The sequence below is a fragment of the Hugenholtzia roseola DSM 9546 genome, assembly GCF_000422585.1.
GTDB classification, from domain to species: Bacteria; Bacteroidota; Bacteroidia; order Cytophagales; family Bernardetiaceae; genus Hugenholtzia; species Hugenholtzia roseola.
Map to the genome: position 1 here is coordinate 1 of NZ_KE383892.1, position 12,161 is coordinate 12,161.

Below are 12,161 nucleotides of genomic sequence, written 5' to 3' on the forward strand. Positions count from 1 at the left end.
CTATGAAAGGTTACATGGCTGGGGACACCATGTTTTAGCTTGAAATGCCGAACAAACAAATCTTCTTGAGCTTTACAAAAAGATGCCATTTTACGGCTACTTTCATAACCACAAGCAATGCTTAGAAATATCATCCACATCATCGCATCAAACGGATAGCGTTGCCCGACCCGACGACGAGGGTCTTGCATTTGGCTGATAAAGAGAGAAAAGTCCATAAACCAAATTTTGTTTCGCAGTAGAAAATGCAAAGATAGCTTTTTTTACAGAACTTAACATCACTGCCCTATGGGGGGAGGGCAGGGTGGGGGTTCAGCAGGTTTGAGCGAAGCACAAAACCCCGTTTTTTGACCTTCTGACCGTTATAACAATCCCCTACTTTTCAGAGCCGCCGCATTTTTTACTTTTTCACGACAAAAACGCCCCAAAAACGCAAAGGTAGTAAGAAAGCGCGAATTTGTAGCATAAAAAGCGGACGCAACAAAGGGTGAAAAGCATTGCTCAGGACATGGGCTAAGGCAAAGGAAAAAAGCGACCCCCAAGCTGCCCCTTCTATGCCCCAAAGCGGAATGAGGAAAAAATTAGCCCCTACATTGAGCAAAGCTCCTAATAAGGTTCTGAAAAAGACAATTTTTTCTAAACTTTCTGCATAGAGCCACTTGCCGCTTGCCGTACCCAAAGATACAAAAACGCCTGCCCAAGCATAAATTTGCAGACTCCCCACTGCGCCCAAATACGCCTCGCCTGCAAAGAGTTTGATGAGCCAAGTGGCAGTTAGGCTCAAAGCGAAAGCCACAGAAATTCCCAGCCAAACCATCAAATCAAAGAGTTGTTGAAGTCGTTTTTGGTAGCGTTGGGGAGCTTCTTTTTTGGCGTGCAAAATGGCAGGAAAGACCGCCGCCGCAATAGACATCGGCACAAAATACCAGAGTTCGCTAATACGTACTGCCGCCGCATAGTTGCCATTGTCGGTATCGGTCAAAAAATATTCTATCATAATTTGGTCGGTACGCATATAAATCAGCATCAGGGCGTTGCTCAAAAGCAGCGGCAGAGCCAATTTTACAAAATGCTGACTCAATTTTTTTTCATACTGCCAAGTAATGGCTGTTTTTATTTCCAAATCCAACGGCTTATTATCTAAATCTAAATCTTTCTTCTTTTTCAGATGATAATACAAAAAATAAACAAGTGAATTAAACGCCGTTTCCAAAGCGGTAGCGATTGCGAAAAAGAATAGAGATTTTTCTAAAAAAATAAAACTTATTTTTAAAATAGAAATCAAAACAAAGACAAAAATTTGTAATTGCATCACGACTGCACTTTTCACTTCCGACTGAAAATAATATAAGGTTACATCAAAAAAAGTAAAAAAATAGCCAAAGACAATGATAAAAATAAGTGCAAATTTTTCTTGTTGTGGTTCATAGAAATAGCCTATTCCTATTGAGGCGGCTATAAATAGGCAACTCCCCAGCAAGCGCAAGGCAAAGGCAGTTCCCAAGACTTGTCCCTCTGAAAATCGCCTCAAAATCAGTTCTTTGGTGATAATATCGGTGAGTCCGAAAGTTGCCAAAGGCAGGAATAGGGTTGCAAAACTCTGCGCATAGCTCAATTTGCCAAAGGCTTCTACCCCCAAATAACGCATCAGCCACATGCTCACGCCCAAGCCCAAAACAAGGCGCACTACTTTTTCGAGCAGCAGCCAAAGGGTCTGTTCGGAATAGCGGCGAAAGGCGGCAGAGCTTATTTTTTCTTTGATAAGTGCCAAAATGGGCTTTTGTGTTGGCGATTTCAAGCGATTTTATTTGGGTTTGAAAGAGCAGGTAGCGAATAGACGCACAAATATAGCCATTCGCAATGCAAGACAAATGAAAAGTTGTATATTTGCGGTCAATTTATACTTTCTTACCTCAAATTTCAAGCAAGTGAAAAAAAGATACCTTCTTTTGGTTGCCTATTTTGGCTTTATGTTGGCAAGTTGTGATAAAAATACAACCACCTCCCCAGCCAACAACAACACTGCCAACACGAACACAGAAGCCGCTGCACCACTTTCGGGGGCAAAAATCGCCTACGTCAACATCGATACTTTGGCAATGCGCTACGACTATTATTTAGAGCGCAAAGATAAATTGAGCAAAGAAGAAGAAATTTTTGCCAAACGCATACAGGAGCGCGAACTCAATTTGCGTAGCGAATACGAAAACTTCGCCAAACGCGCACAAGCAGGCTTAGTTTCTGAAATTGAGATGCAGAAAGCACAGCTCGAATTCCAACAAAAACAGCAAAACCTCGAAGGCGATATTCAAGCGCGTAGAGAAGGGATTTTGGCACAAAACCAAAAGGATTTGCAAGAAGTGTATAGCCGCATTTGGAAATTTTTAGAAGGCTATAAAAAAGAACGCGGCTATAATATCGTATTGGGCTATCAGGAAGGCTCGGCAATTTTATACGCTGAACCAGAAATGGACATTACCATTCCTGTATTGGACGGTTTGAACGCTGCCTTCAAGTCTGAAAAGGATAGCACCCAAACAGCACAGTAGTTAAATAAAACGACTCTTTGTAGAACTAACAGCCTTCAAAAAACTGTTAGTTCTATATCCCTCCTGCCTGTGCTTGTCTTCTTGTGTCTGCCTTTCCTATCCGCTCAAAAATGCGTTTCCTGCGACTTTACTACTTAGAATTTTGAACCAACTATAATGGACGTTTTTCCTAATAAACCTTTCCAAATTGTATATGCCCTTTTTCATCACGAATATTTGGGTTATCTTTTTGAGTCCTTTGTTGTGCAATTAGATGGGCAAAATAGGCTGACTTTGGCGTATCAAAACATTTCCTCTCGCAATGCCAAAGATTTCGCCTCACGCCTAACCGAAACAGATTTCGAGCTAATTGCCCTAATGGACTCGATTCAGGGGGAAGCGGTTTTTCGGAAATTTGCCCAACGCAACCGTAGGGAATATAGCTTTGACTTCTTTTTTCGCGTCTATGACCCCAAAAAGGGCGATACGAATTTGCAAAAAATGATTGCCCAATTTGTAGAAGATAAAAAAGCCCAAATACTAAGCAAATTAAAAGGCAAACTAATTTTTGTGATGGGAAACGAAAATCCCACACACAAGCCTATCAAGATGGCAGAAACGCCTGCTTCTATCTTGTTTCATTTTTTTAAAAATCAGGAGAATACGCATTACTTTCCCACGATAAAATACGACGGGAAAAAGCTGGAATTTAGGCAGCGCAAAGATGCTTTTTTGATATGCACACAGCCCGCGTGGTTGCTTTTAGATGATACTTTGTACCATTTTGAAAAGCATGTAGATGGCAATAAACTCAAACCCTTTTTGCAGAAAAAGTTTATCGTCATTCCAAAAAATTTGGAAAGTGAATATTATCAGAAATTTGTTGCGCCGCTCATTTCACAATATGATGTCCATGCCGAAGGCTTCAAAATCATAGACGAGCAAGTTGCGCTCAATCCTGTTTTGAAGATGGAAGTGCATACCCAGACGGCAGTGGCACTTTTTGGCGGACAAAATAGCGATTCGAGCCACGATTATCTCACCTTCGAACTCTATTTCAAATATGGCGATAAGCTCTTTACAAGGGTAGAAAACAATGAACAAAATAGTGTAGTTTTGGAAAAAAAAGGCGAGGAGCAGTATGTTTTCAGGAAATTTAGACGACAGATAAAATTAGAAAAAGAAATCATTAAAAGCATTTCTACCGAAAACAAAAACTTCTACAACGACAAAATCATCTTCACCTACCAAGAAGGCTTCGAATGGCTTTATCAGAAACGGCACATTTTTGAGCAGTATCAGATGGAAGTATTGCAGTCGCCTGCCCAAAAGAAGCGATTTTTCTTAGGCAAGTCTAAAATAAATTTAGAATTTAAAGAAAATAGAGATTGGTTTGATGTGCGTGCCAAAGTCTATTTCGGAGAGTTTGAGATTCCCTTTCTGGCGTTGCGCAATTTGATTTTAGAGAAACAAAATGAATATCGCCTGCCCAATGGTGAAATTGCCGTCATTCCGCAAGAATGGTTTGCACAATACACCGACTTGTTTAACTTTATACAAAAAGCCAAACATATTAGCGAAGAAAGCGAACATATCCTACAAAAACACCACATTGCCTTAGTCAAGGAATTAGAGGAGGGAAATTTAGCCTCTGTCGTGATGAGTAGGAAGTTAGAATCTTTAAAGGATTTTGAAAAGATTGAAGACTATCCGCTGCCACAAAACTTCAAAGGACAACTGCGCCCCTATCAAAAGGCGGGCTATAATTGGATGCGCTTTTTGCAAGAATACCACTTGGGCGGCTGCTTGGCAGACGACATGGGTTTGGGCAAGACCGTACAGACCTTAGCCCTTTTGCAGGAATTTCGCGAGCGCAACGAGAAAGCCACTTCGCTCCTTGTGATGCCTACTTCCCTGCTCTATAATTGGGCAGTAGAAGCAAAAAAGTTTACACCCGACATAAAAGTTTGTACTTATACAGGAACAGATAGAAATAAAGACATTTCTTATTTTGCCCAATACGACCTTATCCTGACCACTTATGGCATTGCGCGTATTGATATAGACGCGCTCAAAAACTTTTATTTTGATTACATCATCTTAGACGAATCGCAAACGATAAAAAATCCTGCCTCGCATACGGCACGTGCAGTGCGCGAATTGAAGGCGCGTTACAAACTTATCCTGACGGGTACGCCCATAGAAAACACAACCTTAGACCTTTGGTCGCAAATGAATTTTGTCAATCATGGGCTTTTGGGCAATCAGAGCTTTTTTAGAGAAGAATTTTTACTGCCCATAGAAAAGCGAAACGACGCGGCGAAATTGCAAAAATTACAGACCATTATCAAGCCCTTTATCTTGCGCCGTACCAAAAAGCAGGTAGCGCAAGATTTGCCCGAAAAGATAGAAAATCTACAATACTGCCCCATGACAACCGAGCAGGAGCAAGTTTATGAAAGTACAAAATCTTCCTTTCGCAACAAAATCTTACACGAGATTGATGAAAAAGGGATTCAAGCCTCTCAAATTTTACTCTTGCAGGGTCTTACCCTTTTGCGCCAGATTGCCAATCACCCGCGCCTAACAGACCCTACCTATCTACATTCTTCGGGTAAGATGGAAGCCGTTTGGGAAAAGCTACAAGAGGTAGTAAGCGAAGGTCATAAGGTATTGATTTTCAGCCAATTTGTAAAGCATCTGACCCTTATGCGCGAACTTTTAGATGGCGAAAAAGTGCGTTATGCCTACTTAGATGGTAGCACCAAAGACCGCCAAAAAGAAGTGGAAACCTTCCAGAACGACAAAGATACCTTAGTATTTTTGCTTTCTATCAAAGCAGGCGGCGTAGGGCTTAATCTTACCGCTGCCGAATATGTTTTCATTTTAGACCCTTGGTGGAATCCTGCCGTAGAAGCACAGGCGATAGATAGGGCGCATAGAATTGGACAAAAAAATAGCGTTTTTGTCTATAAATTTATTACGCAAAATAGCGTAGAAGAAAAGATTTTAGCCCTGCAACAGGAAAAAATGGCACTTTCCGACGACCTTATCACGATTGAGGAAAACTTTGTCAAGCGTTTGGGCAGAGGCGATATCGAGGCTCTTTTGGGATAGGTTTTCATTTTTCAAATGTCCTTTCTATCAATTTCAAAAATTAGGGACAAGACACTGCCTTTTCCGAAAGGCGTTGCCTTGTCCCTACCCAAAATTTGATTTTTTTATCGTCTTAGTCTTTTTGCTGCCTTTCTGCCAAATAGACAAATTCGAGGGTTTGCGCTAAAACACTTTCTAAATCATCGAGGGCAATCATATTAGCTCCGTCGGAAAGGGCTTTGTCGGGATTGGGGTGCGTTTCTACAAAAAAACCACGTACTCCCATAGCGGCGGCGGCTTTTGCGAAAAAAGGCGCGTAGTAGCGATTGCCACCACTTTTGCCCTCTGCGCCGCCCGGTTTCTGCACCGCATGGGTCATGTCCATGACGGTAGGATAACCCAAAGTTTGCATTTCGATAAGATTTCGAAAATCTACTACCAAATCGTTGTTTCCATAGGCATTGCCTCGCTCGGTGAGCAAAATTTGGGTATTGCCCGAATCAGCCACCTTTTGAGCAGGATAGCGCATGTCCTTTCCAGAAAGAAATTGTGCCTTTTTGATATTGACAATGCGCCCTGTCTGTGCAGCCGCCACTAAAAGGTCGGTTTGGCGGCATAAAAAAGCAGGAATTTGCAGTATATCCGCCACTTTTCCCACTTCGGCAGCCTGATGCGATTCGTGAATATCGGTAACAATCGGCAACTGATAACGCGCCTTCACCGCCGCCAACGCTTCTAAGCCCTTTTCATACCCAATCCCTCGAAAAGAATGAATAGAGGTGCGATTCGCCTTATCAAAAGAGGCTTTGAAGATATAAACAAAACCTAACTTTTCGGAAATTGCCTTCACTTTTTCGGCTACTTCAAAAAGCAAATCGGCACTTTCTATCACACAAGGACCTGAAAGTACGAAAGGGCGATTTTTAATTTGTTCAAATAATGGCATCATATCATTTTAGAAAAAGAGAGAATTTTTTGCCGCTGTCTGCGCCCAGACAAATGACATCATAACAAGGACATCATACCAGCGACATCGCAAACGATTGTAGCGGCACTTTTAAGCTACGCCAAATTTTTTCTGTTGGTGGGGCAGCGTTTGGGGTGCTTTGTTGATGCCTACATGCTTTTCTATGAAGGCTTGGATGTCGGCAATAGAATGTTCTTCGGTAAATTGAAGGGGCTTTTTGAAAGTTACAGAAAGCTGCACGCCTCTTTTTTTGAAAAAGAGTCCTTTTTTATCAAAGGCACGTCTGAAACCGTCTATTTCGACAGGCACGACAATGGGCTTGAATTGGTGAATCAGGTGCGCCGCTCCCTTTCGGACAGGCGCGAAGGCTTTGGTAGTGCCTTGTGGAAAGGTTACGACCCAGCCATATTCTAAGGCTTGTTTGATTTTATCGGGCGCATTTCGGTCTGCCCCGCGCTGCACTTCTTCGCCTGCGGCTCGCCAGCTCCTTCTGACCGTAACCGCTCCTGCATAAGACAAGATGCGCGGCAGCCAGCCACTTTGCAACATGGTTTCTTCGGCAGCCACATAAAAAGTTTTGACGCGCGGCAGGAAGAGATAAATTGGCAGATTGATGTTGGTAAAACGCCATTTGACGCTGCAAAAGATATGGTAGAGTGCCATTACGTCTGCATAGTAGGTCTGATGGTTTGAGATAAAGAGTACATTTTTGGTAGGCAGGTCTAAAAGATGCTCTGCGCCCACTACTTTCATTTGGTTGATGATATTGAAGCGGCTATAAGTAGCCAGCCCCGCCAAACCGATAAGGGCGCGTTTGAGGATAATGATATTGCCGAAGGGGTCTTTTCTGATAAGTTTGAGCTTGGTTTTGGGGAGCTTGATGTGCGGTAGGTAGCCCCAGATGCCTTTTTTTCGCTGCCTTTGGGCGGAAAAAAGTTTCCTACGTCTAAAGGTTTTGGAATTGCGGGCGTTGGCTTGGGGCTGTGGCTCGTCAGGAGTTTTCATAAAAAAGTAGGTATTTTTTGAAGTCTGTTGTTTGGGAAATGGCAGGCTTTTCGCGCCGTTTTTTTTTACAAAGATACGCTTTTTACGACAAAACCCTAAGCATTTGCAGGTGCTTAGGGTTTTTTAAGGCGGGTTTTTTAGGGTTTCAAAAGAAGATTTTGAAAGCCCCTTCAAGAAGGTTTTACGACTGCGTTACGGTAGCTTTGGGTGCGCCTGCCAAAATTTCGTCGTTGGCGAAATCTGCATATTTCTCGAAATTCTTGACAAAGGCGTTGGCTAAGGCGTTGGCTTGCTGGTCGTAATCGGCAGGATTTGCCCAAGTTTTGCGCGGATTGAGAATCTGTGTAGGCACTTCGGGGCAAGTGGTAGGCATCTGAACGCCAAAGATGGGGTGTTCTTCATAGCTTACCTTTTCCAGACTTCCGTTGAGGGCAGCCGTAATCATAGCACGTGTAAAGGGCAATTTCATGCGTGAGCCTACGCCATGTCCGCCACCTGTCCAGCCTGTATTGACAAGCCAAACATTGACGCTATTTTCTTCCATCTTTCTGCCAAGCATTTCGGCGTATTTGGTAGGGTGCAAAGGCAGGAAGGCTGCACCGAAGCAAGCGGAAAAAGTCTTTTGTGGGTCTGTAACGCCCATTTCTGTACCTGCGATTTTGGCGGTGTAGCCCGAAATGAAGTGGTACATGGCTTGTCCCTTGCTCAATTTTGAGATAGGAGGCAAAACGCCGTAAGCGTCACAGGTTAGGAAGAAGATATTTTTGGGAATCGCGCCTACGGAAGGCTCTACGGCGTTGTCGATGTAGTGGATAGGATAGGCAGCGCGTGTATTTTCGGTTACGCTATTATTGGTATAATCCACTTGGCGCGTGCCTTCATAGAAGCGCGTATTTTCTACCAACGTTCCAAATTTGATGGCGTGCCAGATTTGGGGTTCTTTCTCCTCGGTCAAATCAATTACTTTGGCATAGCAGCCACCCTCGAAATTGAAAACCCCTTTGTCTGTCCAGCCATGTTCGTCGTCGCCGATAAGGGGACGGTTAGGGTCGGCAGAAAGCGTTGTTTTGCCTGTTCCCGAAAGCCCGAAAAAGATAGCCGTATCGCCGTCTTGTCCAATATTTGCGCTACAGTGCATAGAAAGCACGCCACGCTCCTGCGGCAAGAGGTAGTTGAGGATAGAAAAAATACTTTTTTTCATTTCGCCTGTGTAGGCAGTTCCACCGATAAGGATAATTTTGCGCGTGAAATTGATAATAGCAAAATTGCCTTGTCGTGTGCCATCTACAGCAGGGTCGGCGAAAAAGTCGGGGTTTTGGATAATGGTAAAATCAGGTCTGTGTGCCTTCAACTCTTCCACCGTCGGGCGCATAAAGAGGTTGTTGCAGAAAAGATTTGCCCAAGCTGTGGTATTGACCACACGAATATTGAGGCGATATTCAGGGTCTGCCCCTGCAAAGGCATCGCGCACAAACAACTCTCTGCCTTTTAAGCTCTGTATCATTTTTTCATACAAAGCATCGAACTTTTCAGGTGAGAAGGCAATGTTTATATCGCCCCACCAAACGGTATTTTCGGTTTTGGCATCTCTGACGATAAAACGGTCTTTGGGAGAACGCCCTGTAAATTTGCCCGTATCGCACATCAAAGCACCTGTGTCGGTCAGAGTTGCGCCTTCACTACGGACTGCTCTTTCAATCAGTTCGGCAGCCGATAGATTCCAATACACCTTGGCAGCCTCTGTAATACCTAACTCTGCTATGCCGCTAAGGGCAGATTTGACTCCTTGTTCTTGCATTGTTTGAAGTGATAATGAGTTGTTGGAACGATTTTATGGGAATGGGTAGAAATGCGTTGGCTAACAAATGGACAGACCACCCCAAGAAGCCCTTTGAAAAGGAACTGCGGCTTAGTGGGGCAATTTTCTCTACGTTTTTTCTGCCGCCTCTTTTCCTTACGAAAGAAACGCCATTGGAAAGGAAGCAATAGGAAAAGACGAAGAAGATTTTTTTTATACTTTTCGTATAAAGAGTTTGATTTTTTTGATTTTTCGGAGTTTTGTCTTTTTGTACGCAGAGTCGGAAAAAATGTTGAGTCCGCTACTTTTATAGCAAGCAGCACCGCACAAACGCTCGCAAAAAGGCTATAAGTTGCTTGCTGATAAGCCGTATATGCACACAAAGCCCTGCCAAATTCCTGAATATCAAGAGTCTGTATTTTGAGCGTGGCAAAACGGAAGGCGCAAATTGCGGAGAGCATCGTCAAATACAAAATGTGAAACAAAGGCAGTTTTCTACCGCAAAGTTACGAAACTTTTAACAATACCAAACCCTGCAAGACAAAAAGCCCAAAATTTAGACCGCGCAAAAGGCTTTTGTCCCATACAAGGTAAGAACGGTAGCGAAAGCGTAGTAAAAGTTAGCTACTTGACCCTCTGGCAAACAAAAATGCAAATCCTCTAACAAAGTTTGTGCAAACTCTGTTAGAGGATTTTTATTGGGATAGGCTATCCGAAAGGCTTAATAAACGTGCTGTCCGCCGTTGATGGCAAAGTTTGCACCCGTAACGAAGCCTGCCATATCAGAGGCAAGATAGGCGATTAAGTGCGCAATCTCTTCGGGCGTACCCAATCTGCCCACAGGAATCCCCTCGATGATTTGGTTGCGGATTTCCTCCTTTACCGCCATCACCATATCGGTTGCGATATAGCCGGGCGAAATGGTATTAACCGTAATGCCTTTGCGGGCTACTTCCATAGCCAAACTTTTGGTAAGCCCATGCATACCCGCTTTGGCGGCACTATAATTGACCTGTCCAAACTGCCCACGCTGCCCATTGACCGAAGAAACATTGACAATTCTGCCATAGCCGCTGGTGAGCATGTCTTCAATCGCCATTCTACAACAGTTGAAGACGCTGGTTAGGTCGGTATCGATGACATCTTTCCACTGCTCGAAGGACATCTTGCGAAAGCTGCCATCGCGCGTAATGCCTGCATTATTGACTAAGATATCCACTGTGCCTACTCTGCGTTTGATTTCTTCAAACATTTTGGTTACGGCATCAAAGTCGGACACATCAGCTTTTACCAAAGGCAAATCATAGCCGTCGCGTTTGAGGCTTTCATTCCACTCTTCAGCCTTGTCGCGGCTGCGATATTGCGCCACTACGATATAGCCCTCGTCGTGCAGTTTCTTGCAAATTGATGTGCCAATGCCACCTGTTGCACCTGTAACTAAGGCGACCATTTTTTCTTTGTTGTTATCCATTGTGTTGGGAAGTTTGCCGATATGAAAATAAGGATTAAGCAGATACAAAACTAATAGAATCTTTGGGAAAAGCAAGCCAAAGGCGGGAAAAAATTAAAATTTAGCCTCTTTTCAAATAAATATACCGATTTTGTGCTGCAAAAAGTCCTAAAAATCAGAAAATAGAAAAAGCAGGAAGCCCTTTTTCCGCTTTCCTACTTCGCTTTTAGGAAAACTTATTTGGTTCGCCTGCGTTAGAAATTAAAGTTTATGACCTTGTAAACCCTTAGGGTTTGGCGTTGTAGAAGTGGAAAGCCACCAAAAGCCTTTTGAAAACAAGCGGCTGCGTGTTATCTTTACCTGCCCTATTTCACCTCAATTTTTAACTTCATGCACTCCTCCCAATCAGACCTCAAAAACCTTTCGCCTCAAGAAAAAGAAAATGCCTCCTCTATGCTCCTTTTATTAGGGGCAGGCTTGCTCACGATTATTCTGTGGAACGTCCCTTATGGGCAATTTATCCTCTATCCTTTCACCATTTTGGGAACTTGGTTTCATGAAATGGGGCATGGACTAACGGCAATGTTGGTAGGCGGCACTTTCCACAAATTAGAACTGTATCCCAATGGTTCGGGCGTAGCTTATAGCTCGTTAGCCGAAGGCTCGCGCTTGGGAAGGGCTGCCACTGCCGCAGGCGGACTTATTGCGCCTGCCCTTTTCGGGGTCTTGCTCATCATTTTAGGAAAGAAACGCAAATGGGCAAAAGCGGGCTTGTTAGGCTTAGGGGGCTTTATCTTACTTTCGGTACTTATCTGGGTGCGCTCGCTTTTTGGCTTCGGCATCATGACCCTTTTAGGAGCTGCCATCATCACCATTGCCGTAAAGGGCAAAGATGGACTTCGCTTTTTTATGGTGCAATTTTTAGGCATACAGGCTTGGGCAAGCATGTATATGAGCGTAGATTATATGTTTTCAGATAAAGCCCACGTAGGCGGCGCGGTACATCTTTCCGATACTGCCGCGATTGCAGACCAACTCTTCCTACCTTATTGGGTCTGGGGAGGCTTGATTTCCATTTTCGCTATCCTGCTGCTTTTGGTCAGTCTTTGGGTTGCTTTTAGAAAGGGATAAGCACCGCTTTTTAGAGAGAGCCAACTAAAAAATCGAATGATAAAAAATCTAACCCCTCTGGTGGGGTTAGATTTTTTAGTTTTGGTCTTGACGTTGTTGCAACGGTTAGAACCTTAAAAAAGCATTTTGAGAGAATTTGACACGAAATAAAATTTGGCTTAAAACCCGTTTTTATTTCAATCAAAA

Annotated in this window: 9 protein-coding genes; 3 read left to right on the forward strand and 6 right to left on the reverse strand. The window is 43.5% G+C overall.

What is annotated here, in order from left to right; genetic code table 11:
• The coding region (locus tag G500_RS24595; protein ID WP_027001836.1) for a transposase family protein at positions 1-218 on the reverse strand (218 nt) is incomplete at its 3' end.
• Positions 219-400: 182 nt separating this feature from the next.
• Positions 401-1,798 (reverse strand): flippase, encoded by a 1,398-nt coding sequence (locus tag G500_RS0121605; protein ID WP_051204031.1) that lies wholly within the window; start codon positions 1,796-1,798, stop codon positions 401-403.
• Between the two features lie 130 nt (positions 1,799-1,928).
• Between G500_RS0121605 and G500_RS0121610 the strand changes: the two genes are divergently transcribed.
• Both G500_RS0121610 and G500_RS0121615 read left to right on the forward strand, forming a co-directional pair.
• Positions 1,929-2,549: an OmpH/Skp family outer membrane protein gene (locus G500_RS0121610; RefSeq protein ID WP_161626180.1), complete on the forward strand. Its 621-nt coding sequence runs from the start codon at positions 1,929-1,931 to the stop codon at positions 2,547-2,549.
• A 156-nt stretch (positions 2,550-2,705) separates the two neighbouring features.
• Complete coding sequence (locus G500_RS0121615; protein WP_027004052.1) at positions 2,706-5,645, forward strand: DEAD/DEAH box helicase; 2,940 nt, start codon at positions 2,706-2,708, stop codon at positions 5,643-5,645.
• 112 nt (positions 5,646-5,757) lie between these two features.
• Here G500_RS0121615 and kdsA read toward each other — a convergent pair whose 3' ends face one another.
• The 4 genes from kdsA to phbB all read right to left on the reverse strand — a co-directional run bounded on the left by kdsA (position 5,758) and on the right by phbB (position 10,940).
• The gene (gene kdsA, locus G500_RS24600) at positions 5,758-6,573 is read right to left on the reverse strand and encodes a 3-deoxy-8-phosphooctulonate synthase (RefSeq protein WP_342664620.1); all 816 of its coding nucleotides are present in this window, start codon (positions 6,571-6,573) and stop codon (positions 5,758-5,760) included.
• Between the two features lie 108 nt (positions 6,574-6,681).
• Entirely contained in the window at positions 6,682-7,596 is a 915-nt protein-coding gene (locus G500_RS0121625; RefSeq protein WP_086048005.1) for a lysophospholipid acyltransferase family protein, read from the reverse strand.
• A gap of 181 nt (positions 7,597-7,777) precedes the next feature.
• The gene (gene pckA / locus G500_RS0121630) at positions 7,778-9,394 is read right to left on the reverse strand and encodes a phosphoenolpyruvate carboxykinase (ATP) (protein WP_027004054.1); all 1,617 of its coding nucleotides are present in this window, start codon (positions 9,392-9,394) and stop codon (positions 7,778-7,780) included.
• Between the two features lie 721 nt (positions 9,395-10,115).
• Positions 10,116-10,940 (reverse strand): acetoacetyl-CoA reductase, encoded by an 825-nt coding sequence (phbB, locus tag G500_RS0121640; RefSeq protein WP_245574523.1) that lies wholly within the window; start codon positions 10,938-10,940, stop codon positions 10,116-10,118.
• 294 nt (positions 10,941-11,234) lie between these two features.
• Here phbB and G500_RS0121645 point away from each other — a divergent pair, with 294 nt between their 5' ends.
• Entirely contained in the window at positions 11,235-11,975 is a 741-nt protein-coding gene (locus tag G500_RS0121645) for a M50 family metallopeptidase (protein WP_027004057.1), read from the forward strand.
• Positions 11,976-12,161: the final 186 nt, after the last annotated feature.

Excerpts from the sequence above, each read along its gene's own strand:
- kdsA (WP_342664620.1), bottom strand. The coding sequence starts at position 6,573 with ATGATGCCATTATTTGAACAAATTAAAAATCGCCCTTTCGTACTTTCA.
- G500_RS0121645 (WP_027004057.1), top strand. The coding sequence starts at position 11,235 with ATGCACTCCTCCCAATCAGACCTCAAAAACCTTTCGCCTCAAGAAAAA.
- G500_RS0121625 (WP_086048005.1), bottom strand. The coding sequence starts at position 7,596 with ATGAAAACTCCTGACGAGCCACAGCCCCAAGCCAACGCCCGCAATTCC.
- G500_RS0121615 (WP_027004052.1), top strand. The coding sequence starts at position 2,706 with ATGGACGTTTTTCCTAATAAACCTTTCCAAATTGTATATGCCCTTTTT.
- pckA (WP_027004054.1), bottom strand. The coding sequence starts at position 9,394 with ATGCAAGAACAAGGAGTCAAATCTGCCCTTAGCGGCATAGCAGAGTTA.